The organism is Streptomyces sp. NPDC006602, from assembly GCF_042870385.1.
Classification (GTDB): domain Bacteria; phylum Actinomycetota; class Actinomycetes; order Streptomycetales; family Streptomycetaceae; genus Streptomyces.
The window spans coordinates 19,535-45,898 of record NZ_JBIAHG010000045.1 but is presented as its reverse complement, the minus strand read 5'-3'; the positions used below and the strand labels follow the sequence as shown (position 1 = coordinate 45,898).

25 protein-coding genes and 3 pseudogenes are annotated in these 26,364 nt (G+C 69.8%); 19 read left to right on the top strand and 9 right to left on the bottom strand.

Annotated features, from left to right (window positions below; all coding sequences use genetic code 11):
* Positions 1–232 (top strand): hypothetical protein (locus ACFYO2_RS44805; protein ID WP_388361946.1); only part of this gene is annotated, 232 nt, incomplete at its 5' end.
* On the opposite strand, the gene ACFYO2_RS44800 is transcribed toward ACFYO2_RS44805, so the two are convergent.
* Entirely contained in the window at positions 225–1,574 is a 1,350-nt protein-coding gene (locus tag ACFYO2_RS44800) for an IS30 family transposase (RefSeq protein WP_388361942.1), read from the bottom strand. The genes ACFYO2_RS44805 and ACFYO2_RS44800 overlap by 8 nt on opposite strands.
* Positions 1,575–1,638: 64 nt before the next feature.
* Here ACFYO2_RS44800 and ACFYO2_RS44795 point away from each other — a divergent pair.
* The 3 genes and pseudogenes from ACFYO2_RS44795 to ACFYO2_RS44785 all read left to right on the top strand — a co-directional run.
* Positions 1,639–1,935, top strand: a pseudogene (locus ACFYO2_RS44795) (integrase core domain-containing protein); the annotation flags it as partial.
* A gap of 193 nt (positions 1,936–2,128) precedes the next feature.
* Positions 2,129–2,838, top strand: a pseudogene (locus ACFYO2_RS44790) (ISAzo13 family transposase); the annotation flags it as partial.
* On the top strand, positions 2,815–3,702 hold the full coding sequence (locus tag ACFYO2_RS44785; protein WP_388361943.1) for an IS701 family transposase: 888 nt from the start codon (positions 2,815–2,817) through the stop codon (positions 3,700–3,702). The pseudogene ACFYO2_RS44790 and the gene ACFYO2_RS44785, both read left to right, overlap by 24 nt.
* Positions 3,703–3,883: 181 nt before the next feature.
* On the opposite strand, the gene ACFYO2_RS44780 is transcribed toward ACFYO2_RS44785, so the two are convergent.
* The 7 genes and pseudogenes from ACFYO2_RS44780 to ACFYO2_RS44750 all read right to left on the bottom strand — a co-directional run bounded on the left by ACFYO2_RS44780 (position 3,884) and on the right by ACFYO2_RS44750 (position 10,283).
* Entirely contained in the window at positions 3,884–4,561 is a 678-nt protein-coding gene (locus ACFYO2_RS44780; protein ID WP_388361939.1) for a hypothetical protein, read from the bottom strand.
* Between the two features lie 96 nt (positions 4,562–4,657).
* A pseudogene (locus ACFYO2_RS44775) lies at positions 4,658–4,906 on the bottom strand (transposase); the annotation flags it as partial.
* 137 nt (positions 4,907–5,043) lie between these two features.
* Positions 5,044–6,312, bottom strand: coding sequence for an Nramp family divalent metal transporter (locus ACFYO2_RS44770; RefSeq protein ID WP_388361936.1), 1,269 nt, complete (start codon positions 6,310–6,312; stop codon positions 5,044–5,046).
* A gap of 276 nt (positions 6,313–6,588) precedes the next feature.
* Positions 6,589–7,317: a GntR family transcriptional regulator gene (locus ACFYO2_RS44765; RefSeq protein WP_388361934.1), complete on the bottom strand. Its 729-nt coding sequence runs from the start codon at positions 7,315–7,317 to the stop codon at positions 6,589–6,591.
* A 32-nt stretch (positions 7,318–7,349) separates the two neighbouring features.
* Entirely contained in the window at positions 7,350–8,093 is a 744-nt protein-coding gene (locus ACFYO2_RS44760; RefSeq protein ID WP_388361931.1) for an alpha/beta hydrolase, read from the bottom strand.
* A gap of 65 nt (positions 8,094–8,158) precedes the next feature.
* Positions 8,159–9,235: a maleylacetate reductase gene (locus tag ACFYO2_RS44755; protein ID WP_388361929.1), complete on the bottom strand. Its 1,077-nt coding sequence runs from the start codon at positions 9,233–9,235 to the stop codon at positions 8,159–8,161.
* A 91-nt stretch (positions 9,236–9,326) separates the two neighbouring features.
* Entirely contained in the window at positions 9,327–10,283 is a 957-nt protein-coding gene (locus tag ACFYO2_RS44750) for a hypothetical protein (RefSeq protein WP_388361926.1), read from the bottom strand.
* Between the two features lie 206 nt (positions 10,284–10,489).
* Between ACFYO2_RS44750 and ACFYO2_RS44745 the strand changes: the two genes are divergently transcribed.
* The 10 genes from ACFYO2_RS44745 (at position 10,490) to ACFYO2_RS44700 (ending at position 18,803) form a co-directional block, all read left to right on the top strand.
* A complete protein-coding gene (locus ACFYO2_RS44745; protein WP_388361923.1) occupies positions 10,490–11,335 on the top strand; it encodes an N-acyl homoserine lactonase family protein in 846 nt (281 codons plus the stop codon).
* On the top strand, positions 11,332–12,255 hold the full coding sequence (locus ACFYO2_RS44740; protein WP_388361920.1) for an NAD(P)-dependent oxidoreductase: 924 nt from the start codon (positions 11,332–11,334) through the stop codon (positions 12,253–12,255). Before ACFYO2_RS44745 ends, ACFYO2_RS44740 begins: the two co-directional genes overlap by 4 nt.
* A gap of 6 nt (positions 12,256–12,261) precedes the next feature.
* On the top strand, positions 12,262–12,660 hold the full coding sequence (locus tag ACFYO2_RS44735; RefSeq protein ID WP_388361918.1) for a cupin domain-containing protein: 399 nt from the start codon (positions 12,262–12,264) through the stop codon (positions 12,658–12,660).
* A 6-nt stretch (positions 12,661–12,666) separates the two neighbouring features.
* The gene (locus ACFYO2_RS44730) at positions 12,667–13,140 is read left to right on the top strand and encodes a carboxymuconolactone decarboxylase family protein (protein WP_388361916.1); all 474 of its coding nucleotides are present in this window, start codon (positions 12,667–12,669) and stop codon (positions 13,138–13,140) included.
* Entirely contained in the window at positions 13,133–14,053 is a 921-nt protein-coding gene (locus ACFYO2_RS44725; RefSeq protein WP_388361914.1) for an NAD(P)-dependent oxidoreductase, read from the top strand. The genes ACFYO2_RS44730 and ACFYO2_RS44725 overlap by 8 nt, the downstream gene beginning before the upstream one ends.
* Positions 14,050–14,835 carry a carboxymuconolactone decarboxylase family protein gene (locus tag ACFYO2_RS44720; protein ID WP_388361911.1) on the top strand — a complete coding sequence of 262 codons (786 nt, stop codon included), beginning with the start codon at positions 14,050–14,052 and terminating at the stop codon, positions 14,833–14,835. Before ACFYO2_RS44725 ends, ACFYO2_RS44720 begins: the two co-directional genes overlap by 4 nt.
* Before the next feature lie 87 nt (positions 14,836–14,922).
* A complete protein-coding gene (locus ACFYO2_RS44715) occupies positions 14,923–15,780 on the top strand; it encodes an SDR family NAD(P)-dependent oxidoreductase (RefSeq protein ID WP_388361908.1) in 858 nt (285 codons plus the stop codon).
* Positions 15,777–16,865 carry a zinc-binding dehydrogenase gene (locus ACFYO2_RS44710; RefSeq protein ID WP_388361905.1) on the top strand — a complete coding sequence of 363 codons (1,089 nt, stop codon included), beginning with the start codon at positions 15,777–15,779 and terminating at the stop codon, positions 16,863–16,865. The genes ACFYO2_RS44715 and ACFYO2_RS44710 overlap by 4 nt, the downstream gene beginning before the upstream one ends.
* Positions 16,866–16,894: 29 nt before the next feature.
* Positions 16,895–17,986 carry a zinc-binding dehydrogenase gene (locus tag ACFYO2_RS44705; RefSeq protein ID WP_388361902.1) on the top strand — a complete coding sequence of 364 codons (1,092 nt, stop codon included), beginning with the start codon at positions 16,895–16,897 and terminating at the stop codon, positions 17,984–17,986.
* Positions 17,987–18,092: 106 nt separating this feature from the next.
* Positions 18,093–18,803 (top strand): GntR family transcriptional regulator, encoded by a 711-nt coding sequence (locus tag ACFYO2_RS44700; protein ID WP_388361900.1) that lies wholly within the window; start codon positions 18,093–18,095, stop codon positions 18,801–18,803.
* 70 nt (positions 18,804–18,873) lie between these two features.
* Here the strand turns inward: ACFYO2_RS44700 and ACFYO2_RS44695 are convergent, their stop codons facing one another.
* Positions 18,874–20,115 carry an acyl-CoA dehydrogenase family protein gene (locus tag ACFYO2_RS44695; protein WP_388361897.1) on the bottom strand — a complete coding sequence of 414 codons (1,242 nt, stop codon included), beginning with the start codon at positions 20,113–20,115 and terminating at the stop codon, positions 18,874–18,876.
* Between the two features lie 219 nt (positions 20,116–20,334).
* Between ACFYO2_RS44695 and ACFYO2_RS44690 the strand changes: the two genes are divergently transcribed.
* From ACFYO2_RS44690 to ACFYO2_RS44670, 5 genes are all read left to right on the top strand, one after another.
* Positions 20,335–21,501, top strand: coding sequence for a flavin reductase (locus ACFYO2_RS44690; RefSeq protein WP_388361896.1), 1,167 nt, complete (start codon positions 20,335–20,337; stop codon positions 21,499–21,501).
* Positions 21,502–21,578: 77 nt separating this feature from the next.
* Positions 21,579–22,820, top strand: a complete 1,242-nt coding sequence (locus ACFYO2_RS44685) for an acyl-CoA dehydrogenase family protein (RefSeq protein WP_388361894.1) — start codon at positions 21,579–21,581, stop codon at positions 22,818–22,820.
* A gap of 54 nt (positions 22,821–22,874) precedes the next feature.
* Complete coding sequence (locus tag ACFYO2_RS44680) at positions 22,875–23,888, top strand: alpha/beta fold hydrolase (protein WP_388361891.1); 1,014 nt, start codon at positions 22,875–22,877, stop codon at positions 23,886–23,888.
* Complete coding sequence (locus tag ACFYO2_RS44675) at positions 23,885–25,507, top strand: FAD-binding oxidoreductase (RefSeq protein WP_388361889.1); 1,623 nt, start codon at positions 23,885–23,887, stop codon at positions 25,505–25,507. Before ACFYO2_RS44680 ends, ACFYO2_RS44675 begins: the two co-directional genes overlap by 4 nt.
* Positions 25,504–26,355 carry an SDR family NAD(P)-dependent oxidoreductase gene (locus ACFYO2_RS44670; protein WP_388361887.1) on the top strand — a complete coding sequence of 284 codons (852 nt, stop codon included), beginning with the start codon at positions 25,504–25,506 and terminating at the stop codon, positions 26,353–26,355. The genes ACFYO2_RS44675 and ACFYO2_RS44670 overlap by 4 nt, the downstream gene beginning before the upstream one ends.
* The last annotated feature ends 9 nt before the right edge of the window (positions 26,356–26,364 follow it).

Sequence of the window (26,364 nt, the reverse complement as noted above, 5' to 3'; positions counted from 1 at the left end):
GCACACCTACCGCCAGGTCAAGGACCGCTGGGGACTGGGGGCGCAGGCCGCCCAGCACGTCATCAAGAAGACCTGCGACGCCTACGCCACGCTGATGCGGGCCGAGCTGGTCATCGACGCCCTCAAGATGGCGGTGGCGGCCCGCGGCGGCCACGTGGACGGCGTGATCTTTCATGCGGACAGGGGCTCGCAGACCAGGTTCAACCAGTGGATGCAACACCGGCTTATTTGATCGATAGTAGATGGTCGTTGAGGGCTTCGGCGGGTGTCTTCCAACCGAGGCTCTTGCGGGGGCGACTGTTGAGCGTGGCTGCGACCGCCTCGATGTCCTCCGCCGCCCATCGAGAAAGGTCGGTTCCCTTCGGGAAGTATTGGCGCAGCAGGCCGTTCGTGTTCTCGTTGGTGCCACGCTGCCAGGGGCTGTGTGGATCGGCGAAGTAGACCGGGACGCCGGTCTCGATCGTGAGCTGGGCGTGCGCCGACAACTCCTTGCCCCGGTCCCAGGTCAGCGACCGCCATAGTTGCTCGGGCAGGGTACCGATCGTCGCCGCAAGCGCATCTTTCATCGTCACCGCGCCGTAACCGGCCAGCGGCGGCCCGTTCTTGGTACGGGGAAGGACTCCGTAGCCGTCCTGGCGGGGCAGGTGGACGAGCACCGTGTAGCGGGACGTGCGCTCGACCAGCGTGCCAATCGCCGATCGCTCAAGTCCGATCAGGAGGTCGCCCTCCCAGTGTCCCGGTACGGCGCGGTCGTCGGCTTCGGCCGGCCGTTCGCTGATCAACACCTTGGGCGTGACGTGGGCCCACGCCTTCCGCTTGGACCGGGCACGAGGTACCCGCAGGGCTCTGCCGGTGCGCAGGCAGGCAACGAGCTCACGCTTGAGCGCTCCACGGCCTTGGATGAACAGGGCCTGGTAGATCGCCTCATGGCTGATCCGCATGGACTCATCATCGGGGAAGTCGACCTTCAACCGGTTCGCGATCTGCTCCGGACTCCACGCCATGACCCATTGGCGGTCGCCGCGGTGCGGCTTGTTCCTCCCCTTCCACCGCGCGCCCTGCGGCCCCAATACCGTCCCGTCCGGGCGGCTGACCTGGCCGGAAAGCCTTTCCTGCACGTAGTCCCGCAGCCGGTCGTTCGCGGCCAGCTTGGCTGTCTTCGGGCGCCGGGCCACGAGGTCGGCCTTCCACTGCGCGACCGAAGCCCGGTAGTCCAGTCGGCCGCCACGGGTCGCGGCGTTGCGCCGCAGCTCCCGGGATACCGTCGATGGATCGCGGCCGAGACGTCGCGCGGTCTCCCGGACTCCGATGCCCTGCGCTTTGAGGATCGCGATCTCTTCACGCTCGTGAAGGGACAGGTACCGGCCGGACTGCGGAGCAAGATCCATTGGTGGCATGCCGCCACCGTGACGGAACCACCTGCAACCCGCCGCCTGGGATACGCCAACCGCAGCTGCCGCCTCCTCGGCGAGCAACCCCTTCGCGATTTCCCGCCAGAACTGACGTTCCACCTCCCGTCGAAGCGCCGGCGCACCCGGGGACTTCATCGGCGACCGTCCAGTCAACGCCGCCATCCACCCTGCTGGCCTGCCCATCAACACCTCCGAGGACGAGGTGTTGCAACGACCGATTGAATCCGCCCAGTACACCGCTGCTGCGTTCGCGCAGGTCTGCGACGGTTTCGGGATCCGCAGGAGCATGGGCCGGGTCGGCTCGAGTTACGACAACGCCCTCGCCGAGTCGTTCTGGCAGGGACTCAAGAGGGAGACGATGCACCAGAGGCTGTTCTCGACGATGCGTCAGGCGAGGCTGGAGATCTTCCAGTGGCTGACCTACTACAACGCCCGCAGACGCCACAGTGCCCTCAACTACCTCTCACCGGTGGAGTTCGAACAGCAGCATCTGCGAGCAGCTAAACTCTCAATCGCGGCATGAGCCCCTGTGTCCACACTCCGGGGGACGCCTCAGGGACAGCCATCCCTTCTCCCTGGCCAACCGCCGGATGAAGACAATCATCAACAGCCAGACGGGACTTGTGGAGCGCCCGGTGCCGCGAGAGTGGCACGCCGGGTGCGGGAAGCGGCTCCGGGGAAACGGCTCGATCGAGAGACGAGACCGCGCTCTGGGCCGACTTCACCACCGGATGTTCTGTCACATCACCGCGAACTGGCGGGGGCGGCCGCTGACCAGCTACCAGGTCGTCATCGAGACCATCGCCGCCACAACAACCAAGACCGGCCTGATCATCGGGGCCGAACTGGACACAGGCAGCTACGACCTCGGCATCAGCGTCACACCCGCCGAGTTCCACGCCCTTCCGATCACACCCAACGCCTTCCACGGTGGCTGGAACTACACGCTGTCTCCCGTTCCACCGCGAGCGCCAGACGCGCCGGCAACGACATACCGGGCCGACCCGGCCCTGACCGTGGTGCTCACCGATCCGGCCCTGACCGGCATGTCACGAACCGCCTTCGAGTATTTGGTGACGGTCTCGGAGCCTTTCTGGGACGCCTTGGCCGAGGCAGCATTCCAGCGACGCTTCCACCGCCCGCGCAGCTACCGCCACCCACAGACCAGCAGCGTGGACCACACCCACCGGCTCCTGGCAGTCATCCTGCGCCGCCGCAGAGCGGTGACCATGACGTTCCTGGCCCAACTACTGGGTGTCAACCGCACCAACCTGTCCATCCAGTACCAGGACGCAAAACGGCTCCTGGACCTGCACCGGATCCTCGTCACGCCGATACCCGGATCGCCCGCCCGCACATTGGAACAGCTACACGCCCGAACAACCCCTGTGAAACCCCGTTACTGACAGTTATTGAAATACGGGCCCCCGGGCGGACCGAGAACTGCCAGATCGGCGTCTTCGCCGCCTACGCCACCACCCGCGGACACGCCCTGGTCGACCGCGAGCTCTACCTGCCCAAGTCCTGGACGGGCGACCGGGAACGCTGCCAAGCGGCCCGCATTCCCGACGAGCGCACCTTCGCCACCAAAGGCGACCTCGCCCGCGACATGGTCGTACGCGCACTTGCCTCCCCGCTTCCCGTCGCCTGGGTCACTGCGGACTCCGCCTACGGACAGGACTCGGACTTCCGGCGATTCCTCGAAGACCACGGCCTCTCCTACGTGGTCGCCGTCCCCAAGTCCCAGCCGGTTCACGGCCCGCGCATCGACCATCTCATCGCCCAGGCCCCGCCCGAGGCGTGGCAGCGTCTGTCGGCGGGGCCGGGAGCCAAGGGCGAACGGTTCTACGATTGGGCCGCCGCCCACCTGCCCGCCGTGGCCGAGTTCGATGGGGACGAGCCGACCCGGCAGCGGTGGATGCTGGCCCGCCGCAGCATCAGCAAGCCCGACGAGATCGCCTACTACCTCGCCTGCGCTCCGCTGGAGGCCACCGTCGCCGACCTGATCCGAGTTGCCGGATGCCGGTGGAAGATCGAGGAGTGCTTCCAGAGCGCGAAGAACGAGTGCGGCCTGGATCAGTACGAGGTGCGCCGCTACGTGGGCTGGTACCGGCACATCACACTCGCCATGCTCGCCCACGCGTTCCTCGCGGTGATGACCGTGCAGGAGCGCGAAGAGGGGGTGACAAGGCCGACACGCCCGACCTCGTGGCCCTCACACCAGCCGAAATCCGTCGTCTGCTGGCAGCTGAACCCGGCCGCCATCCTGCACACCGCGACCACGCGGTGAACAGGTCCCGCTGGAGGCGTCGCCACCAGGCACGAGCACGACGCTGTCATTACATGCGGCGCGGGCACACGTTGGTTGGACGGCCAGCTCAAGACCGCCCCATCCATGCCAAACCCCCGCTACACTCCCCACCGCCAAGCCGTTGACCAGCGTGCGGCAGATACGCATTGCCAGGCCTGTCCTATTCGGGTGGGGCGGGCCTGCCCACCCACGGCCTCAGCCCCCGCTGCGCGACCCGCAGCACCTCATCAGGCGGCAGTCCATCGGCTGATTCGATCACAACGAGTCCCCAGTTCTTCCGGCCGACGGTGTCGAGCGTCACCGCACGCTCGCGCAGCAGGTACTTCACCGCCGACGCGGCGTCCGCCACTGGAGGGCTTACCTCGTAGCGGGCGAGCTTTTCGACATACCAGTCCAGCCACTGCTCCCCTTCTCTCCTGGCGGCTCGGGACAATGCAGCTTCGGCGTTCCCATCGAGAAAGACCATGACCGGGCAGACTGGCGCGAGCACCTCCGTGAGGTCAGTCATGAACGCATCGATCGTCTCTTCGCCGTGTCCCGTGGCCAGCAGCGTCGGCACGAACGGCACCAGGGCGTCCGCGATCACCACGTCATCGCCGGTCGCCAGAACCGAATCAACGAACTCGGCAGTTGTTGCGATCAACGTCCCCAGGTCGACGGCGCCGGTCGCCTTGAACTCCCCAGCCACCGCGGCGAACTGCGGCCTGGTCAAGATCTCCTCCTCGCGGAAGTGATCCACCCGCAGTCCCTCATCGACCAGCCACCGGGACAGGGCAGCACATAGCGTCGACTTGCCCACTCCGGGAGATGCTCCCCACACGGTGATCAGAACCGTCATAGCTGCCGAGCCTAGGAACGGCAGTCATCGCTGCCAACCCCACCACGCCACGACGCACCATCAGACACCTACCCACCCAACAACGTGACAGCGCCCGTCGGCCTGCTCCAGCTCGAACCGCCAGCCCTTGCTGTAGCCGTCAGCGGCGTCCGCCGTCACCCACCTGAAAGGAATCCTGTCCCTGATCGCTCGCCGGACCATCGCCTTGGCCGTGGCCACCTTCGTCTCGAAGGCGACGCTGTCGTCGATGCCGGCCCGCCGGCAGCGCTCGCGGTCATCCGTCCAGGAGGTGGGCAGATACAGCCGCCGGTCGATCAGCGTGCGTCCGCGGTCGGTGGAAGCGGCCGGGGTGGGAAGGCCGATGCCGGCGAGGACGGTCCGCTTACCGGCGAGTTCTCGCGTCCCGCTACGCATGGGAGACGATGTGCATCGGCGGTGGGCAGGGGCCGGCGGTGGTGTTCGAGCGGGTGTGCCGAGCGGCCTCAGCCGAAGAAGACCTGCTGGAGCAGGTAGAGATTGATCCCGGAGATGAGAAGAGCCGCCACCCACCCCAGGAACGTGGTCACGGGCCGGTTGACCAGGTCGCCCATCAGGTCCTTGCGGCGGCTGATCAGAACCAGCGGGACCAGCGCGAAGGGGATACCGAACGAGAGGACCACCTGTGACATCACCAGCACGGTGTCCGGCGACACTCCCAGCGCGAGGATCACCATCGCGGGCGCCATGGTGATGGCCCGCCGGAGGAACAGCGGGATACGCATCCGCAGGAAGCCCTCCATGATGACCTGGCCGGAGTAGGTGCCCACGCCGGAGGAGGAGAGGCCGGACGCCAGGAGCGCGGCGGCGAAGGCCAGCGCGGCGCCGCCGCCGACGATCTGGGCGAAGCCCTGATGGGCGCTGCCCAGGCTGCCGTCAAAGCCTCCGACGCCGTGGAAGACCGCGGCGGCCACGCAGAGCATCGACAGGTTGATCAGGCCGGCCATGGTCAGGCCCAGGGTGGTGTCGACGCGCAGTGTGCGCAGGGCGTGCCTGCGCTCGGCCGGTCCCTCCGGAGCCTGTCGCTGCGCGGTCAGCGCCGAGTGCAGGTAGATGACGTGGGGCATGATCGTCGCACCGATGATCCCGATGGCCAGCACGACGGAGTCGGTGCCGTGAAAGGCGGGCAGCATCCCCGAGGCCAGGCCCGACGGTGACTGACCGCCGGCGGCGAAGAGGGTGTACACGAACCCCAGGGCGATGACACCGAGCAGGAAGACGATCGCCGACTCGAACGGCCGGTAGCCGCGCCGCTGGAGGGCCAGGATCGCGAAGCTCACCACCGCCGTGATGAGCGCGGCGGGCAGCATGGGCACACCGAAGAGCAGATAGAGGCCGATCGCGGCGCCCACGAACTCTGCCAGGTCGGTGGCCATGGCCACGACCTCGGCCTGCGCCCACAGCCCTACGACGACCGGGCGGCGGAAGCTGTCCCGGCACAGCGTCGGCAGGTCACGGCCGGTGGCCAGGCCCGTCTTGGCGGACAGGTACTGGATGAACATCGCGACCACACAGGCCGAGACCAGCACCCACACGAGCAGATAGCCGTGCCGGGCTCCTGCCTGGAAGTTGGTGGCGAAGTTGCCCGGATCGACGTAGGCGACGGCGGCGACGAAGGCCGGTCCGTAAAAGGCGAGGCGACGACGTCGGGCAGCCCGGCGGAGGGCAGGTTCTGATACGAGGGTCGGGGCCGCGGTGGAGGTACCGGTGCTCATCAGTGGCTCCTGCGAGTCAGGGAGGACGGCCAGGAATCGTCCGCACTTTGTCGGACGATATGGTGGGCTACACGTGCTCTTCGGCGGGCAGGGCTTGCTTGGGTAGGGCGTATACCCTGCTGGTTCAGGCCTGCGGGCACGCGACGAGCGAAATGGCCGCCCGATCAATCCGTATGATTGTCATACAATAATGGAGGTCGCGACGGGAGGCAATGGCGTGGCGGCTGTTTCCGGTGGTGTGAGCGGGCGGAGCCCAGGCCGCCCGGTCGGGGGGATTCAGTCCCGTGCGTCGCCGGGCCGGGCCGTGCCCAGCGCCCTCAGCGCGTCGAAGCCCGCCTCGTAGGAACGGTCCACGTGGGCCGAGCAGGCGAGGGCGGCCCGCTCGGCATCCCGGTCGGCCAGCGCCTCGTAGATCGCGCGCAGCTCGACCCCCGCGACGCGCGCTCGGCCCGGCGAACACAGGGAGGCGCACATCAGCACGATGATCCGTGCCCGCAGCTTGACCAGGGCGTCCAGCGTGACCATCACGCCGGCGGCGCGCAGCAGCAGGCCGTAGAAGTTGTCCCGCGCCTGCAGGAGGGCCCCCGGGTCCGGTGGGAGCTGCGCGAGGTCCTCGAACGCCATCAGCGCGCCGTGCAGTGCCCGCAGCTGGGAGTCGGAGGCCTGCGCCACGAAGCGGCGCACCGTGACCTCCTCCAGCGCGCGCCGGACCTCGTCGATCTCGGCGGCCTCCTCCGGTGAGGGCACGCAGACGACGCAGCCCTCGTCCACCGTCGTGAGCCAGCCCTGCTCGGAGAGATCACGAAGGGCCTGGCGCAGTACCCTCCGGGAGACGCCGGTCCGCAGCATGACGAGGTTCTCGTCGAGCCGCTGGCCCGGCACCAGCCGGGACCAGCAGATGTCCTCGCGCACCGTCCGCAGGACGCGCTGGCGCAAGCCCGCCATCACCACGGCGGACTCCAGACGTGCCTGGGGCTTCCTTGCCCACGAGCCTTCGTGCTCCACGCCAGGGAGGCTACGGCCATTTCGTCATACAATCAATGGCTCGTGTGGCGTGGTTTCGGCGGATCTGCCGGATGCGGCTCCGCCCCCGCGGCCGTCTCCACACGGTCGAGCAGGCGGGAGCGCAGCATCCGCCGCAGACGCACGATCGAGTCCTCGTTGAGGCGGTGCAGCGGGTCGTCGTACGTGGTGAGTTCGATCCTCGCGCCCAGAAAGGCCAGGGCGCCGGCCGTCTTCTCGGCGCGGGCCAGCGGGACGAACTCGTCCTCCTCCGCGCACAGGAGCACGATCTCGGTGCCGGGCAGGCCGGTTTCCGGTGCGGCGGACCAGGGCCGGGCCCGCGGCCCGAGGTGGCCGCCGGTGTGGAGGAACGCGCCGGCGCACGACGGCTGATCCCGCAGCAGGTACTCGGAGAGCAGACAGGCCCCCTGGGAGAACCCGAACAGGACCACGTCCCGCGACGCCCAGCCCATGCGGCCGAGGTCGGCGAGATGGGCTCGTACCGTGTCGAGTGCCTGGTCCAGGCGCGGCTGGTTCTCCTCCAGCGGAGCCAGGAAGCTCCGCGGATACCACGTGTCGGCGTCGGCTCCCGGGGCCACCCATGCCACCCCGGGAAGATTGACGCGATCGGCCTGCTCGACCATGAAGGCCGGGCCCTGGCCCCGTCCGTGCACCGCGTAGACCACCAGCCCGGCCCGGTCCAGGGGCGCGCCGTGCAGTACGGGCGGGCCGGCCAGGTGCGGGTTGTCGGCTGCGGTGGTGAACGCTGTCCCGTCCATCTCAGACCGCCTTGCGCTGTCTCGTGTCCATCTCGGGCCGCCCTCCGGCGTGTCGTTTCCCCATCTCAGGTCGCCTCCCGGTCCCGGGGCGGCTTCCCCGCCCACGCGCGGGCGAGCAGGTCGACGATCTCCTCCTGGCCGACCGGCACGGGGTTGTCCGGCGGCACCTGGGGCAGGACCAGTCGGGCCGCCTCGGGGATGTCCTCGCGTCGCATGCCGTGGTCGGCCAGCGCGCGCGGCGCGTCGAGTTCCTCGCGGAGCGTGTTCAGTCCGGCCACCGGCGTGGCGCCGCCCAGAGCCGTGGCGATCCGCTGTGCCGCGTCCGGCGCGCCCGGCGCGTTGAGCTCCAGCACGTACGGCAGCACGGTGGCGTGGGTCTGTGCGTGCGGCAGGTCGTACGCGCCGCCCAGCACATGACAGATCTTGTGGTGGAGCCCCGAGCCCGCGGAGGCGAAGGCCACCCCGGACAGGTAACAGCCGTACAGCGTGGCGTCCCGCCCGGCGATGTCGTCCGGCTCGCGAACGACGCGCCGCAGTCCCTCGGCGACGGCGCGCAGGCCCTCCATCGCGAACGCCTGGTTGACGGGGTTGGCGCGCGGGGCCCACATGGAGTCCACGCAGTGGGCGACGGCGTTGAGCCCGGAGGCCACCGAGAGGCCGACGGGCAGCGACAGGGTGAGCTCCGAGTCGTACACCACGCAGACCGGGAGGACGCCGTCGTCGACGCCGGTGGTCTTGCGGGAAGCCTCCGTGAGCCCCCAGACGTTGGTGGCCTCGGAGCCGGCGTACGTCGTGGGCACGGCGACGACGGGCACTCGCGTGGTGAGCGCCACCGCCTTGGCCAGTCCCGTGGTGGACCCGCCGCCGACGCAGACCAGGAGGTCGGCGCGGCACTCGGTGGCCGCGGCCCGGGCGGCCTCGGCCTGCGCCACGGGTACGTGGGGGCGTACGTCGCTGTGCCGCAGCACCACCGGCAGGTGCGCGGTGACGCGGTCGGCGATCTCGGCCTCGGAGGGCGCGGCGATCACCATGACCCGCTGGGCGCGCAGGCGGTCGACCTCCGCGCCCAGGTTCAGGGCGGCCCGGCCGTATCCGAAGAGGACGCGCTGGCCGAGCGTGATGTTCTCGAAGGTGAGGCTCACTGTTCGTTCCTGGTGGAGGCGGACGGGACGGTGGTGCGCCGGGGCCCGGGCGCGGCTGAGGCGCCCGGGCCCCGGGGCCGTAGGAGGCGGATCAGTCGGTGGTGACCGGCTCCAGACGGGCGAGGATGCTCTCCCGCTCGCTCTCGAACTGCGGCGGCAGCATGAAGTTCTTGCCGAGCTCCTCGGGAGACTCGTCGCAGTCCCAGCCTCCCTCGTCGTCGGTGACCGCCAGCTCGAACAGGGCACCGCCCGGGGTCCGCACGTAGTGGGACTTGAAGTAGGTGCGGTTCTTCAGCTCGGAGATGTCGGTGTAGCCGGCGCCCTCGATGTCGAACCGCACCGCGGACTGGTTCTCGAGGGTGTCGAGATTCCAGGCGAAGTGGTGGTAGGTGCCGGCGCCGTAGCGCCAGGTGCCCTGCTCGTCGCTGCGGTTCCCGCGCAGCTCGATGAAGTTGCCGTACTCCTGGGTGCCGGCCTGGAAGGAGGCGAGGTCGCCGTCCTCCTCGACCTTGCCCTGCGAGAAGAACGCCTCGTTCCCGAAGTCGACCATGCGGTCCTGGTCGTACACGTGGATGCCCATGCCGTGGATGCCGTGGATCGCGGCCTCGGGGGAGACGCCGTTGCCGGAGAAGCCCTCGCGCGGGTCGTTCTCGTTGCCGACCAGGACGTACTCGATGCCGGACGGGTGGAGGAAGGCGACCCGGCCGCGGCCGAGGGCCTCGAAGCGGCGGGCCTCGATGTCGTGCTGCCCCAGTCGCTTCACCCAGTAGTCGAGGGAGCCGGCCGGGACCGAGAGAAGAACCTCGCGCGCCTGGTTGGTGCCGCGCTTGCCGTACAGCCCGGCCTGGGCCCACGGGAACGTCGTCACCACAGACGACGGGTCGCCGTTCGCGTTGGAGTAGTAGAAGTGGTAGATCGGCGCGGAGCCGTCGTACAGCACGGTCTTCTTGATGAAGCGCATGCCCAGGACTCGCGTGTGGAAGTCCACGTCCTCCTGCGCACCGCCCACGGACAGCGTGACGTGGTGGGAGCCGACGAGATACGTCATTGCTCGGTTCTCCTTGTCTGTCGTGCCGGAGTGGAACTCGGCAAGCCGTATGATTGTCATACGATATGATGAGGAGGTCAATGCAGAGTTCCGCCTGAACTACCAGCCGGCTGGCGTGCTGCCTCTCGGGCCGACCATTGCGAGGGGGTCTGGTCTGCGCTAACGTACTCTCGCGACTGATTGTCTGACAATCATACGGAGTTACCGTGAGTCAAAAACCCGCCGACGAGACGTACGAAGTCCTCGTCGTGCGCTACGCGTCCCGCACCACGACGCGCGGCCAGGTCTTCCTCAACCACCACCTGTACGGCGAGCCGGACGGCCCGATCGGGATGGACTACTACGTCTGGATCCTGCGCAACGAACGGCGCACGATCGTCGTCGACACCGGCTACAGCGAACTCGGCGGGCGCAATCGAGAGCGGGGCCACCTCATCCACCCCCGGGACGCGCTGCACCGACTGGGCGTCGAACCGGCGGACGCCACCGTCGTCCTCACCCACGCCCATTACGACCACGCGGGCAACGTGGACCTGTTCGCCGACTCGAAGGTGATCGTGCCCCGGACGGAGTTCGACTTCTGGACCGGTGACTGCGCCCGCCGGTTCCAGTTCCACCACACGGTCGAGGAGAGCGAGATCGACCACCTCCGGACCGTCCACGAACAGGGCCGCATGGTGTTCCACCGCGGCCACGAGGAGATCGCGCCGGGCGTGGAGATGATCGAGCTCGGCGGCCACTCGCCGGGCCAGGCGATCCTCACGGTGAACACCGACGAGGGCCTGGTGCTCCTCGCCTCCGACGCGACGCACTACTACGAGGAACTCGAACGCGATCTGCCGTTCCTCGTCGTCGCCGACCTGGAGGCGATGTACCGGGGCTTCGACTACATGAACCAGCTCGTCGCGGACCGTGACGCGATCCTCGTCCCCGGCCACGATCCGGCCGTGCTCGACCGCCACCGGCGGCTCGACGGTCCGATGGGGGAGTTCGTCGCGGTGATCGGCGGCCCGCAAAGCCCCGGGCCGACCCAAGGTGGAGGAACAGTATGACCAGTACGACGGCGCCGGTGGGGTTCATCGGCCTCGGCAACATGGGCGGGCGGATCGCCCGCCGCCTGGTGGACGCCGGGCACGACGTCCTCGGCTACGACACCCGCCCCGAGCACGTCACCGCGTGCGGTGGCTCAGTGGCGGCGTCCGTCGCCGAGGTGACGCGCACGTGCGACGTCGTCCTGCTCTCCCTGCCGGAGAGCAAGGTCGTCGAAGCGGTCGTCCTCGGCGAGGAGGGAGTGCTCGCCCATGCCCGGGACGGACAGACGCTGATCGACCTCAGCACCTCGGCCCCCGCCTCCACGCTGCGCCTGCACGGACAACTCGCCGAAAAGGGCGCCACCTTGCTCGACGCAGGCATCTCCGGAGGCGCCGCGGCGGCCGAGAAGGGGGCCCTGACCCTCATGGTCGGCGGGGACACCGCGACCCTCGACCGCGCACGCCCGCTGCTCGCCGCCTTCTCCGCCCACGTCTTCCACTGCGGAGCCGTCGGGGCGGGACACACGGCGAAGCTGCTCAACAACTTCCTCAACGCCGTCGCGCTGTCGGCGACCGCCGAGGTGATGGTCGCCGGACGCAAGGCCGGACTCGACCTCCAGGTGCTGCTCGACGTGCTCAACACGAGCTCGGGGGTGAACTTCGCGACGCGCAACCGCTTCCCGAAGATCATCCACGGTGACTACCTCAAGGGCGGCCTCACCAACGCGCTGATGATGAAGGACGTCCTCGCCTACGTCGACCTCGTCGCCGGACTCGGCGTCGCAAGCCCCAACTCCTGCGCCCCCCTCGCCTCCTTCGGTCTCGCCCTCCAGCTGGGCTACGCCGACGACATCAGCAACACCGTCGTCGACGCGATCGGCGACGTCTCGGGACGGGTCCGCATCCACGACGGCGCGTACGACGCCGGAAAAGACAGGTGACAGGCCGTGAAGCTGATCCACGGAACGGCCCAGCACGGTGTCGGCAGCAAGACCGGTTCGCAGTTCACCGGCACGGTGCACGCCTACCTCACCATGCCCGCCACCGACGGCGTGACCATCAACACCGTCAACTTCACGCCCGGCGCCCGTACTTACTGGCACACGCACGAGCACGGTCAGATCCTCCAGGTGCTGGCCGGGAGCGGCTACGTCGCGACCGAGCAGGACGGGATCCGCCCGCTGCGGGCCGGCGACACCGTGTGGTGCCCGCCCGGCGAGCGGCACTGGCACGGCGCCGCCCCCGACTCCTACCTGACCCATACGGCCATCTCGCTCGGAGCGACCTCCTGGGCCGAGGAGGTCGCCCCCGAGCAGTACACGGCGCCCACCAGTGAAGAGGACTGAATCACTATGACGACCGAGCCCCTGGCAACCGAGGCCCTGGCAACCGGGTCACCGACCACCGAGCCCCTCACCACCGACATCTCCCCGGGCGACACCACACACCGCGACACCTACGAGGCCGGTCTCGCGGTACGCAAGGCGGTCCTGGGCGCCGAACACGTCGAGCGATCGCTCGCTCAGGTCAGCGAGTTCGCGCGGCCGATCCAGGAACTGGTCACCGAGTACTGCTGGGGCGCGGTGTGGACCCGTCCCGGTCTCGAGCGGCGTACCCGCAGCCTGGTCAACCTCGCCATGCTGACCGCACTGGGACGCAATCACGAGCTCGGTGTCCACGTGAAGGGAGCCCTCACCAACGGGGTGACCGTCGAGGAGATCCAGGAGGTGCTCCTCCAGACCGCCGTCTACGTCGGAGTCCCCGCCGCACTGGAATCCTTCCGCGTCGCCGAGCGCGTGATCGAGGAGGTCAAGGGCGATGTCTGACAGCTCCGCACCGCGATCCCCCCTGCCCTCGGTCGCCTTCGTCGGGCTGGGGAACATGGGCGCGCCGATGTCGGTGCGCCTGGTCCGGGCCGGATACGCCGTGACCGGGTTCGACCTGAGTCAGGAGGCCCGGGCCGCGCTGGCCGCCGCCGGCGCCCGTACGGCTGAGACCGGGGCCGGGGCGGTCCGGGGTGCCGACGTCGTCGTGCTCATGCTTCCCAGCAGCGCGGTCGTGGAGTCGGTGCTCGGCGACCCGGCCCTCCGCGCGGCCCTGGCCGAGGGCAGCACGGTCGTCGACATGAGCTCCTCCGACCCGATGTCCACCAGGCGCCTGGCCGCCGACCTCGAGACCGGTGGTGTCACCCTGGTCGACGCACCGGTCTCCGGAGGTGTCAAGGGTGCCGAGAACGGCACCCTCACGATCATGGTGGGCGGCGCCGAGGACGCCGTGGAGCGACTGTCTGCGCTGCTCACGGCCATGGGCACCGCCCGCCGCGCAGGCTCCGTGGGTGCCGGGCATGCGCTCAAGGCCATCAACAACCTGCTCTCCGCCACGCACCTGCTGGCCACGGCCGAAGGCGTGCTGGCCGGCGAGCGCTTCGGCCTCGACCCCGCGGTCATGGTGGAGCTGATCAACACCTCCAGCGGGCGCAGCGGATCGACGGACAACAAGTTCCCCAACTTCGTGCTGCCCGGCGGCTACGACTCCGGCTTCGGCATGAAGCTGATGGTCAAGGACATGCGCATAGCCCTCGGCCTGGCCCGTGAGCTCGGCGTCGCGAGCCCGCTCGCCCAGCACGCCGTGGCCCTGTGGGAGCGAGCCCTGAAGGACCTGCCCGACACCGCGGACCACACCGAGATCGCCCGGTGGACGTTCGACGGCCCGGCTGACCGAGAGCTGGTGACCGGATGACCACGCAGACCCCTTCGCCGCAGGACCTCCGGGACGCGGTGGTCGACCTGCACGGTGCCTGGGACGAGCAGTGGGAGGCGGTTCTCGAACTCGCCCCGCGACTCCTCGCCTCGTACGTACAGCTGGCGGGCGTGCCCCCGCGCAAGGGCCACCTCGACGCCAAGACCCGCGAGCTCGTCTACCTGGCCGTCGACGCGGCGGCCACCCATCTGTACGCCCCCGGAGTGCGCCGGCACATCCGCCGAGCCCTCGACCTGGGCGCCACCCCCGGCGAGATCACCGAGGTCATCGAGCTCACGACGACCGTCGGGATCCACGCGATGAACATCGGCGTGCCGCTGCTCGCCGAACTCCTCCAAGAGCGCGGCCTGCGCGACGGACCCGGCGAACTCGACGCGTACCAGAGCGAGTTGAAGGAGCGGTTCACCGCCAACCGCGGCTACTGGCACGAGTTCTGGGACGAGATCCTCGAACTCGACCCGGAGATGTTCGAGGCCTACACCGACTTCTCCTCGGTGTCCTGGCAGCACGGGAGCCTGGAGCCCAAGGTCAAGGAGTTCGTCTACACGGCGTTCGACTGCGCCTCCACCCACCTGTACGTGAAGGGGTGGAAGGCACACATGGACAACGCGCTCGGCTACGGCGCCACCGTCGGCGAGCTGCTGGAGGTCATGGAGATCGCCGCCACGATGGGCATGCAGAGCGCGCTCCAGGCCCTGCCCGTGCTGCGTGAGGAGCTCCTCACGAGGACGGCCGCGGTGACGGCTCCGGTGGACGCGTGACCCTGCCGGGCCGACGCCCTCGTCGGCGAACCGCGCGCGATCGCGGCTGCCGTCCGCACACCCCTACAACGATGTGAGGCGAACAAGATGTCACTGCGTGGACTGGCCGGGAAGGTTGCCGTCGTCACGGGGGCCGCGGGCGGCCTGGGGCGGGCAACGGTGGAGCGGCTCGCCGAGGAGGGCGTCAAGGTCGTCGCCGTGGACCTCGACGAGAGGGCCGCGAAGGAGGTCGCCGCGGCGGTGGGCCCGGATGCCGTGGGCGTCGGGGCCGACGTGACCTCGGAGGACGGCGTGGACGCCTATATGCGGGCGGCCGTCGACGCGTTCGGACGCGTGGACCTGCACCACCTCAACGCAGGGATCGCCGGCTCCCTGGCCGATCTCGTCGACGTGTCCGTCGAGGAGTGGGAGAAGGTCATGGCCGTCAACCTGCGGGGCCCCTTCCTCGGCGTCCGGGCGGCTTTCCGCCACTACCTGGAGCGCGGCAGCGTGGGATCGGTCGTCGTCACCTCCTCCATCGCGGGGCTGCGCGGGAGCAACGACCTGCTGGCGTACACGACCTCCAAGCACGGCACGGTGGGGCTGGTCCACGGCGCCGCCGTCTACGGGGGGCCCATCGGGGTGCGGGTCAACGCCGTGGCGCCGGGCATCGTGCCCACGCCGATCTTCGGCGAGGCCGGGATGGCCGACATGCGCCGCCGTGCGGGCACCTCACCTCTGCGACGCGCCGGCCGACCGGAGGAGGTGGCCGCGACGGTGGCGTTCCTGCTCAGCGAGGAGGCGTCGTACGTCACCGGGGAGATCTTCTCCGTCGACGGGGGCGCCAGTGTGCAGAACACCAACCGCCGGGGCGGGGGAGCGGGGCTGTGGGACGTGTCCGTGACGGACGACGCGATCCTCGAACGCCACCGCGCCGACGCGGTCAAGCGGGAGACCACACGATGACCACCATGCGTGCCGCCCTGCTGCGCGGCTTCGAACAGCCCTTGACCGTCGAGGAGGTCGAGCTGCTCGACCTCGCGCCGACCCGCGTGCTGGTCCGCACCAAGGCGACGCCGTTCTGCTCGACCGACGTGACCAGTTTCCACGGACGTCTCGGCAAGGTTCCGCCGACGATCCTCGGACACGCCTCGACCGGCGAGGTCGTCGAGGTCGGCAGCGAGGTCCGCGGCATCGAGGTGGGACAGCGCGTCGTCGTACCCGGCACGCCCGAGTGCGGCCGCTGCTTCTACTGCGGCATCGGCCGCCCCGACCAGTGCTCGGAGCTGTTCGACCTCAAGGGCGTCTACCCGGACGTGGCGCGCACCTCGGACGGCCTGGTCGTGAACGCGGCCGGATGCGTGGGCGGCTACGCCGAGGTCATGAACGTCTCGCAGAACCAGGTCTTCCCGGTCGAGACCGACCTGCCGTGGGAGGTTCTCTCCCTCCTCGGGTGCGGCGTCACCACCGGGGTGGGCGCCGTCCTCAACGTGGCACGCGTGCGGCCGGACGAGGTCGTCGCCGTCGTGGGCGCGGGACACCTGGGCCTGTGGGCGATCCAGGCGGCGCGTCTGGCCGGGGCCCGTGAGGTGATCGCGGTCGAACCGAACGAGGAGCGCCGCCGTGTCGCGGCATCCGTGGGGGCCACGCGGACGGTCGCCCCGGAGGACGCCCTGGAGGCCGTGCGGGCCGTCACCCAGGGGCGGGGAGCCGACAAGGTCATCGAGGCCGCCGGACCGCCCGCTTCCCAACGGCTGGCGCTGGAGATCTCCCGGCGGGCGGGCACCGTGGTGCTCTCCGGTCTCAAGGACGTGGCCGCAGAGGTCACGCTCGCGCAGATCCCGCTGGCCGTCCAGAGCCGCCAGGTGCTCAGCACCCAGAACGGCAACGTGCGCATGCGGCGCGACCTGCCCGCGTACGTCCGCCTGCTCGAACGCGGTGCACTGGACCCGAAGCCGATCGTCACCACGACGTACCGGCTCGACGACATCAACACCGCGCTCGCACGGTCCGAACGGCTCGAGGATCTCTCGGGCGTGTTCGTCTTCTGAACGCCCGCCCGCTGCTGAAGGAGCCCGAAATGAGAGCAGCCGTGCTGGAGGCGTTCGGCGCCCCCATGCCGGTCCGGGAGCTCGCCCCGCGTGATCCCGCAGAGCACGAGGTGCTGGTGCGCACGGTCGCCGCGCCGTTCTGCTCCACCGACTGGCTCGGGTGGCGGGCGATGCGCGGCAAGATTCCGCCGGTCGTGCTCGGCCACACCGCGCTGGGTGTGGTGGAGCGGTGCGACGGCGGCACCCGCGCGTACGGCTACGGCGTCGGAGACCTCGTGGTCGTCGCCGGAACTCCGCAGTGCGACGAGTGCTTCTACTGCGGCATCGGCCGCCCCGACCAGTGCGCGCTGCTCTTCGAGCGCCCCGAGCCGGTCGTCGCGACCGACCGCCAGGGCCGGCCGGTGCGCGCCGCGGGCGGCGTGGGCGCGTACGCCGAGCTCATGGTCGCCGACCGGAGCCAGGTGTGGCGCGTCGACAGTTCGCTGCCCGCCACCCATCTGAGTCTGCTGGGCTGCGGGATCACCACCGGTCACGGGGCGATCGTGAACGTGGCGCAGGTCCGGCCCGGCGCGTCGGTCGCCGTGGTCGGGCTGGGGCATCTCGGCCTGTGGTGTGTGCAGGCGGCGCGGGTCGCGGGGGCCGGCCGGATCATCGGCGTCGACCTGCTGGCCGAGCGGCGTGCGACCGCCGCCGCGCTCGGCGCGACCGATCTCGTGGACCCGGCCGAACACGACCCGGTCGAGCAGGTGCGTTCCCTCACCGAGGGGCGCGGCGCCGACGTGGTCGTGGAGGCGGCGGGCCCTGAACTGGCGGTACAGCAGGCCGTCGCCATGTCGCGGCGCGCCGGGACCGTCGTGCTGACGGGCGTGCAATGGGCGGAGGGGCGGGTCTGCCTGCCACAGAACGCCATCGCGATCCACGGCCGGCGCATCCTGTCGTGCCAGAACGGCCAGAGCCTGCTGGGGCGCGACCTGGCCCGGTGCGTGGCCCTGATGGAGAGCGGGGTGTACGACGCCCGCCCGATAGTGACGGCCGAGTACACCCTTGACCAGGTCAACGACGCCCTCTACGCCTCCGGCGAGTTCCGCGACCTCAGCGGGGTCATCACCGCCTTCCGCTGAACGGGGTCCCAGTACCTGCACAGGAGGTATCTTTGTATGACCGTCATGCCGTCATGCCGTCATGCGAAGCTGGGAACATGCACGGATCACCCAAGGCAGGGAAACCATGTCCACGACCTCGAACTCGCTCGCCTCGGCCTGGACCACGAGCCCGGTCGGCCGTGTCGCCGCACCGCTGCGCGAACAGGTCGTGACGGCCCTGCGGGAGGCGATCTGGGACTTCCGCCTGGAGCCGGGGCAGCGTCTCGTCGAGCGGGAGCTGGTCGAGCAACTCAATGTCTCCCGTACCACCGTTCGTGAGGCGTTGCGGGAACTGACCTCGGAAGGGCTGATCAAGGTCGTCCCGCAGAAGGGCGCCGTGGTCGCGGCGCCCACGCCGGACGAGGCGCGCGACCTCTACGAGGTGCGGGCCGCGCTGGAGAGTCTGGTGGTGCGGCGGTTCGTCGAGAAGGCGCCCCGCTCGCAGGTGTACGCGCTGGAGGCGGCGGCCGAGCGGTTCGCCGAGGTGGCGTCGCAGGAGTCCGTCGACCCGCGTCAGGTCCTCGCGGCGCGTCGCCACTTCACCGATGTCCTGATGGAGGGCGCCGGCAGCGAGGTGCTGCGGCAGCTGGTGGAGAGCGTTCAGGCGAAGGTGCGGGTGTTGCAGCTCAAGGGCATGTCGACCAGTCACGCCGAGGTGATCCAGGAGCTGCGCGCGATCGTCGCGGCCGTCCGGGACCGGGACGCGGACACGGCCGCCCAGGTCACCGCCCGCCACATCCGGCGGGTCGCGGTGAACGCCGTCGACAGCCTGAAGGAGATACAGGCCGGAACCTGACGTGGCCACGGCCCGGCGGGACCCGGTCCCACCCCCTAGCGGGGTGGGACACCCGTCGTCCCGGCCGGCCTCAGAAGGTCAGGGGCTGCCCGAAGTGATGGCGCGACACCGACCCGTAGGTGACGTCCCACTTGGCGGCGATGTGCGTCTTGAACATCGCCACGTCCCGGTAGTACTTCTCCATCGGCGATCCGAGTCGTGCCGCGCTGGACCCGGCCGTGGAGAACGCCATGTCGACGGCCTGGTTGGCCAGTTGGGCGCCCTGCAGGATGACGCCGCGCAGGCGGGCGTCCTCCTCGGGCGTGAACTCCTGGCGCGTGCGCTCCCAGCGCCGCCCCAGCTCGGTGTACCGGCGCATCGCGCCCAGCAGCAGGGTCTCGGCGGCGTCGACCTGGCCGAGCATCTTGCCGTACCAGCGGTGGTAGTCCGCGGACTCGGTGCGCGGCATGAACGGCGGGAAGCTGGTCGGGCGCCCGGCCATCAGTTCGTCGAACAGGTCGAAGGCGGCCCAGGCGGCGCCCACCTGGGTGGCGACGAGCTCGCAGTTGAAGAAGGAGATGGTCCGGCCCAGGTACACGGGATTGCGGTGGAGCCGGTAGCCGATCGTCCCCTCCTCGCCCAGGGTGTGGTCCTTGAAGTCGTAGACGACGCTGAGGTGTGCGGGGACGAGCGCGTCCTCGACCTGGATGGAGTTGGAGCTGGACGCCCGCATCCCCAGTACCCGGTCGCCGCCCCAGTCGTCGAGGATCTCGTAGTCGCACCGCGGGACGACGAACGCGCGCAGCCCGAGCGGCACGTCCGCCTCGGTGAAGGTCGGGGCGACGAGCATCGCGTGGGTGCTCCACATCGAGCCCGAGCAGTAGTCCCAGGTGCCGGTGAGGCGGTAACCGTCCGTGGTGCGGACCGCCCGGCCCCGGGGGATGGTGCGGCCGGGCGCGATGAGGTCGCCCGCGAAGAGCTCCTCCTGCGCCTGCTCGGGCCAGAAGGACGCGATGTGCCACGCGTGTCCGGCGCCGAGGACGAACGACCAGCCGACGCCCGGGTCGCCGCGTGAGATCTCGACGCCCACGCGAAGGAAGTCCTCCAGGGGCAGCTCCAGGCCGCCGTACCGCTTGGGTTGGAGCATCCGGTAGAAGCCGGCGTCGAGGAGTTGTTTGTGGACGGCCTCGGAGTAGCCGCCGAGCGCCTCGTGCTCCGCCTGCGCGGCCCTGAGGGCGGGGCGGAGCCTGGTCGCCACCTGCAGCAGGTGGTCGACCGTGCCCTCCGCCGCAGGGTGGGGCGCGGAGTCTGCGGCGTACAGGCTTGCGCTCATCAAGCTCTCCTCTCGACACGAAACTTTGTATGACGATAATATAGGCAGGCAGAGAACGACGCCAGTAACGGCCGGGCTTCGGTTCATCGCTTCTGGTGGTCGCCCCCTCGCCCCCTCTTTACGCCATTGTGCGATCGTCATACAGTCCAGCGGCGAGTTCGTGCAGAGTTCACCCCGGAGCCCGCCTGCCGCGCCGGGTCTCCAGAGGAGTTGGTTGTGATGTCCACGCCGTCACCTGTCACCCAGTCCGGCCCCCACCCGGTCGGCGCGCGGGAGTTCCGCGATGTCATCGGGCGGTTCGCCACCGGCGTCACCGTGATCACGACGGAGTACGACGGCTCGCGGTACGGCAGCACCGCGAGCGCGGTCAGTTCCCTGACCGACGACCCGCCGATGCTGCTGATCTGCCTCAACCGGAACTCGGCCACCGCCGCGGCGGTGCGCGACAGCGGAACCTTCGCGGTGAACGTCCTCGCCGAGGACCACGTGGACCTGGCCACGCGCTTCGCGTCCCGCGTCCCGGACAAGTACGAGGGGGTGCCCACCGAGACCGCGTCGAACGGCTCACCCCTGCTCGTCGGCGCGATCGCGCACCTCATCTGCCGGGTCGCCGAACAGGTGGAGGCGGGCACCCACGACGTGTTCCTCGCCCACGTCGAGGAGGCGACGTCCCACTCCGGTCATCCGCTCGCCTACTTCCGCGGCCGGTTCGGCCGGATGCAGACGGCGCCGGAGGCCTCGGTCCTGCGCGAGGTACGCGCCCGGGTGCTCGACACGGGCAGCGACGTCGAGGAGGTCATCGACACCGGCCGGTGGGCCGAGGAACTCGGGGTGGACGCCAACCGCATCCACCGCGCCCTGGTGGCACTGGCCGACGAAGGGCTCATCCGGCGCCAGGGCGGCGAGTACCTCATCACGCCCGTCCCGGACTCGATCATCGACGAGGTGTACAAGGCCAAGCTGGCCATCGAGACCGGCGTCGCGGAGCTGACCGTCGGCAAGGTGAGCCCCGCCGAACTTGCGGCACTGCGGGAGCTCATGGAGGACACCCTCGACTTCGTGAAGGACGGCCGCTTCACCGACCCCGAGAGCTGGGTGCGCGCCAACGAGCGCTTCCACGAGTACATGGTCGAGCTGGCGGGATCGACGATCCTCCTCGACACCTACCGCCGCCTCTGCCTGCCCGGACTCAACCTGCGGGCGCTCGACCGGGGAAGCTACGCGTCCAGCTCCCTCCTCGACGACCACCGCGAACTCGTCGAGGCCTACGAGGCCGGCGACGTGGCCCGGGCCGCCGCCGTACTGAGGCAGCACGCGCAGCGCCCGCTGGAGATGCGCCGGCAGGACCAACTGCGCAGGAGTGCCCCCGCGGGCACCGTCGACTGAACACCCCGACCCGCAAGACCCCCTGCCGCAGCGCGGCAGCCGAACGTGATGTGTCCCCCGGGCGCTTAGGAGAAGCGATGACCACAGCACACGCCGCCGCACGGCCCGACCTGACCGAGCCCTCGGAGGAGGAGCTCGTGGCACGGGCCAGGGCCATGCGGGAGGAACTTCTCGCCCGCCAGGAAGAGGCGGAGCGGCTGACCCACATCCCCGCCGACATCCACGAGCAGTTCCTCGCCAACCGCTTCTACGACATGTTCGTACCGAAGACGTACGGCGGCCTCGAGGTCTCGCCCAGGACGTTCTTCGAGGTGTGCAAGGAACTGGCCCGCGGCGACATGGGCAGCGCCTGGTGCTTCGCACTGGCCGCCAACCACGCCCTGCATGTCGCCTCCTGGTATCCCGAGGAGGTCCAGGACCGGGCGTTCGCGGGTGGCGACTTCCGGGCGGCCTCGGTGTCCGCGCCGACGGTCAGGGCCAAGAAGACCGACGACGGCTACGTCCTCAACGGCACCGTGGACTACTGCTCCGGCATTCCGTACTCCACCTGGTACCTCGGCCAGTGCATGGTCGAGCAGGCGGACGGCGCCACCCCGGTGATGGGCATGTTCCTGGCCCCCGAGAAGACCTTCGAGCGCCTGCACAACTGGGGCGAGTCGACCGGCCTGAAGGCCACCGGCTCGGAGAGTATCCGCTTCACCGACGCCTTCCTGGAGGCGAACCTCGTCATCGAGGACGCCAACATGATCGACATCCCGGTGAAGGACGGCACGGTCGGCTCCCGGCTGCACGGCAACCCCATGTACGCCGGCCGCGGACTGCTCACCTTCACGGTGTCCCTGGCCAGCCTGGCCGTCGGCGGGCTCTACCACGCCCTCGACGAGTTCGAGCGCCTCATGCGCACCCGCAAGACCCCGCTGCCGCCCATCCAGCTGCGCCTGTACGACGTGGACTACCAGCGCCACTACGGCGCCGCCTGGACGAAGATCAAGACCGCCGAGCTGGCCCTCGACGGAGTCATCGCCAAGCACATGGAAAACTGCCGCGCCACGGTCGACGGCACCCGCGAGTACACCTTCGTCGACGACTGGAGCCTGGCCTGCGCGGTGCGCGAGATCATCGTCCAGCTCTGGGAGACGCTCGAACACGACCTGCTCCGCGTCGTCGGCTCGGGATCCATGCGGCAGGGCGAGCGGTTCGACCGGATCTTCCGCGACATGAGCTCGTTGCTCACGCACCGCAACGCGATGCTGCGCGAGCAGGCGTTCCGCAACACCGCCTGCCTGCTCCTGGAGATCCCGCCGCCCGAGGCCCGCTGACTCCCCTTCCTTGCTCCACTGTCCCACCGGCGCCGCTGCGAGACAGGACCGCACATGAGCACGCATCCCACACCACCCCACCTCGACGACGGGGTGGAACCGATCACGATCCGCACCGGGTTCTTCTGGATCCCGGGCGAGCAGGTGGCCACCTTGCAGGGCACGTTCCCGCGCGGACCGCTCTACGTCGGGTGGATGGCGCCGGTCGAGGTCACCCGCCCGCACCCGCTGGTCCTCGTGCACGGCGGCGGCGGGCAGGGCACCGACTGGCTCGGCACGCCCGACGGCCGGCAGGGCTGGGCGTACGACCTGGTCCGCTCCGGATACGCCGTGTACGTCGTCGACCGCCCCGGACACGGACGCTCACCGCACCACCCGGACGTGCTGGGACCGGTGGCCCCGCCGCTGCCGCTGGAGTTCGCGAGCTTCCTGTTCGCCCCTGCCGACGCCGCCGACGCGCACACCCAGTGGCCCTGGGACCGCGGATTCGAGGGGGCGGAGTTCCAGCAACTCACCTCCGCGATGGGCTTCTTCCTTGCCGACTTCGCCGAAGGGCAGCGACTGGACGGCGAACGGCTCGCCGCACTGCTCGACCGGATCGGCCCGGCGGTCCTTCTCACCCACTCCGCGGGCAGCCCTGGCGGCTGGCTGGCCGCGAACCGGCGGCCCGAACTGGTGAAGGGGATCGTCGCCATCGAGCCGATGGGGCCGCCGTACGCCGAGTTCCCGGGGCTGGGCGAGATCACTTACGGCCTGGCCTACGCCGAACTGGCCACCGACCCCCCGATCGAGTCCCCGGACCAGCTGAAGGCTGACCCGGCCCAGTACCGCGTCCCCGGCCTCAGCGACACCCCGATCGCGGTCGTCACGGGCAGTGCGTCCGCCAGCGCGGCCCAGTCACCACCGCTCGTGGAGTTCCTCCGCGACGTGGGCGCGCATGCCGAGCTGATCGCCCTGGAGGACGCCGGGATCGTCGGCAACGGCCACGGACTGATCCTGGAGGCCAACTCGGCCGAGACCGTCAAGCCGGTCATCGCCTGGCTCGACCGGCTGGAGGAGACCCGATGACGACCATGGACGAGCACACGGAGCCGGCCACCCGCGGCCTCCCGGACGAGGTGGTGCGCCGCCTCACCGAGATCGCCGGCGCCGAGGCGGTCCTGCTCACCGACGCCGAACGGGACACCTACCGGGACCCCTACTGGTTCCAGGGCGACCGCACCTACGACTCCTCCGCCGTGGTCTTCCCCACCTCCACCGAGCAGGTTCGGGACATCGTGCGGGTCGCCAACGAGTACCGCATCCCGGTGTGGACGTCATCCCAGGGCCGCAACAACGGCTACGGCGGCCCGTCACCCCGGGTACAGGGCTCCCTCCTGATCAGCTTCCGCCGTATGAACCGGGTACTGGAGATAAACCGCGAACTGGCGTACGCCGTCGTCGAACCCGGGGTCAGGTGGTTCGACCTGTACGACGCGCTGGAGGCCTCCGGCAACGGCGACCTGTGGTGTTCCATCCCCGACCTCGGCTGGGGCAGCGTCATCGGCAACTCCCTGGACAACGGGGTCACGTACGGCCCCAACGGCTCCGACTTCCAGAAGCTCTGCGGGATGGAGGTCGTCCTCGCCGACGGCGAACTGCTGCGCACCGGCATGGGCGCCATCCCCGGCAACCCCTCCTGGCACGTCTACCAGCGCGGCCTCGGACCGGTCCTCGACCCGCTGTTCATGCAGTCCAACTACGGCGTCGTCACCCGCGCCGGCGTCTGGCTCCAGCGCCGCCCGCAGGCGTACGCCCCGATCTACCTGACCATCCCCCGGGACGACCAGCTCGAGCAGGCCGTCGACATCATCCGCGAACTCCGCCTCGACGGCGTGATCCGCGGCGTGCCCAACCTGCAGAACACCATCACCATGGCCGCCCAGTTTCCGGAGCTCCTCGGCGAGTTCATGGGCGCGGACGGCCCGGCGAGCGATCAGGCCCTCGACGACCTCGCCGCGCGCACCGGCATCGGACGCTGGGGACTGCGCACCGCGCTGTGGGGAGACCTGCCCGTCGTCGAGCACCAGCTGCGGCGCATCCGTGAGGCGTGGTCGGCCCTCGAAGGCTCGCGCGTCGACCACAACCGCACCTTCCTGCGCCACGAGTGGGGCGAACTCACCACCTTCATGGAGAAGGTCCAGGCCGGCATCCCGAGCATGGACCTGATGGAGGTCATTCCCGAGTTCGTCGGGCACATCGGCTTCTCACCCGTCGTACCGCTCACCGGCAGCGAGGTGCGTCGCGTCGTCGACGTGATCCAGCGCCTGGTCACCGACCGGGCCCGCACCAACTTCGTGTGCGCGATCTTCCCCATCAACGACCGCAGCGCCATCGTCGTCAGCAGCATCAGCTTCGACACGCGTGAGGAGAACCAGGTACGGGACGCGGTGGACACCGCGAAGATGCTGGTGAGCGAGGTGGGGGCGCTCGGATACGGGGAGTACCGCGCGCACCTGGACTTCATGGATCTCGCGGCCGACCAGTACTCCTTCAACGACCACGCCTACCGGCGCTTCGTGGAGCGCATCAAGGACGCCGTGGACCCGAACGGGATCCTGTCGCCCGGGCGGCACGGGATCTGGCCGAGCGCCCACCGAACCGGCACTGCGGCCTCTCCTTCGACCGACAGGGAGGCGCGGCCGTGACCGCGATAGCAGACGTCGGCGGCCTGGTCGCCGTGGTGACCGGCGGTGCCTCGGGCATCGGAAAGGGCATCGCGCAGCGGCTGGTGGAGCGAGGCGCCCGCGTGGTGATCGCCGACATCGAGGCGGGGCCGCTCGGTGCGACGGCCGCGGAGATCGGCGCCGTGGCCGTGCGTACGGACGTGTCCGACGCCGCGAGCGTGCAGGCGCTGGCCGACGAGGTCGTCGACCGGTTCGGCAAGGTGCATCTGCTGTTCAACAACGCCGGCGTCGCCCCGGAGTCCCGGATCGCGGACATGACCCTGGGGGACTGGAAGTGGATCCTCGACGTCAACCTGCACGGCGTCATCCACGGCGTCCACGCCTTCCTCCCCCTGCTGAAACAGCACGGCGAACCTGCGTACCTGGTGAACACGTCCTCCATGGGCGGCTTCGTCGCCGACATGCCGGGTCTGGCGGCTTACGCCACCACCAAGTTCGCCATCATGGGGCTCACCGAGGCACTGGCGGGCGAGCTTCAGCGGGAGCACTCCAACGTGGGGGCCGCGGTGCTCGCTCCGGGGACGGTCCGCAGCAACATCGCCCGGAGCCTGCGCACCAGGCCCGCCGAAGCGAAGAACACCAGTTTCGTGCAGAACGACATCTCCCAGAACGAGGAACTCGCCGCGCTGCGCTGGCTGGACCCGGCCGAGGTGGGCGACATCGTGCTCGCCGGCCTCGCCCGAGGTGAGACCCACATCGTCACCCATCCCGAGTGGTATCCGATGGTCGCCGAACGCGCGGCCGGCGTCGAGGCGGCGTTCAGCCGTGCGGCTGCCGCCTCCGAACCGACCGAGACCGCGACCGTATGAGACACAGGG

Excerpts from the sequence above, each read along its gene's own strand:
- ACFYO2_RS44750 (WP_388361926.1), bottom strand. The coding sequence starts at position 10,283 with ATGACGTATCTCGTCGGCTCCCACCACGTCACGCTGTCCGTGGGCGGT.
- ACFYO2_RS44730 (WP_388361916.1), top strand. The coding sequence starts at position 12,667 with ATGACGACCGAGCCCCTGGCAACCGAGGCCCTGGCAACCGGGTCACCG.
- ACFYO2_RS44760 (WP_388361931.1), bottom strand. The coding sequence starts at position 8,093 with ATGGACGGGACAGCGTTCACCACCGCAGCCGACAACCCGCACCTGGCC.
- ACFYO2_RS44705 (WP_388361902.1), top strand. The coding sequence starts at position 16,895 with ATGAGAGCAGCCGTGCTGGAGGCGTTCGGCGCCCCCATGCCGGTCCGG.
- ACFYO2_RS44740 (WP_388361920.1), top strand. The coding sequence starts at position 11,332 with ATGACCAGTACGACGGCGCCGGTGGGGTTCATCGGCCTCGGCAACATG.
- ACFYO2_RS44770 (WP_388361936.1), bottom strand. The coding sequence starts at position 6,312 with ATGAGCACCGGTACCTCCACCGCGGCCCCGACCCTCGTATCAGAACCT.
- ACFYO2_RS44680 (WP_388361891.1), top strand. The coding sequence starts at position 22,875 with ATGAGCACGCATCCCACACCACCCCACCTCGACGACGGGGTGGAACCG.
- ACFYO2_RS44695 (WP_388361897.1), bottom strand. The coding sequence starts at position 20,115 with ATGAGCGCAAGCCTGTACGCCGCAGACTCCGCGCCCCACCCTGCGGCG.
- ACFYO2_RS44710 (WP_388361905.1), top strand. The coding sequence starts at position 15,777 with ATGACCACCATGCGTGCCGCCCTGCTGCGCGGCTTCGAACAGCCCTTG.
- ACFYO2_RS44725 (WP_388361914.1), top strand. The coding sequence starts at position 13,133 with ATGTCTGACAGCTCCGCACCGCGATCCCCCCTGCCCTCGGTCGCCTTC.
- ACFYO2_RS44720 (WP_388361911.1), top strand. The coding sequence starts at position 14,050 with ATGACCACGCAGACCCCTTCGCCGCAGGACCTCCGGGACGCGGTGGTC.
- ACFYO2_RS44690 (WP_388361896.1), top strand. The coding sequence starts at position 20,335 with ATGTCCACGCCGTCACCTGTCACCCAGTCCGGCCCCCACCCGGTCGGC.
- ACFYO2_RS44780 (WP_388361939.1), bottom strand. The coding sequence starts at position 4,561 with ATGACGGTTCTGATCACCGTGTGGGGAGCATCTCCCGGAGTGGGCAAG.
- ACFYO2_RS44685 (WP_388361894.1), top strand. The coding sequence starts at position 21,579 with ATGACCACAGCACACGCCGCCGCACGGCCCGACCTGACCGAGCCCTCG.
- ACFYO2_RS44700 (WP_388361900.1), top strand. The coding sequence starts at position 18,093 with ATGTCCACGACCTCGAACTCGCTCGCCTCGGCCTGGACCACGAGCCCG.
- ACFYO2_RS44715 (WP_388361908.1), top strand. The coding sequence starts at position 14,923 with ATGTCACTGCGTGGACTGGCCGGGAAGGTTGCCGTCGTCACGGGGGCC.
- ACFYO2_RS44675 (WP_388361889.1), top strand. The coding sequence starts at position 23,885 with ATGACGACCATGGACGAGCACACGGAGCCGGCCACCCGCGGCCTCCCG.
- ACFYO2_RS44800 (WP_388361942.1), bottom strand. The coding sequence starts at position 1,574 with ATGGCGGCGTTGACTGGACGGTCGCCGATGAAGTCCCCGGGTGCGCCG.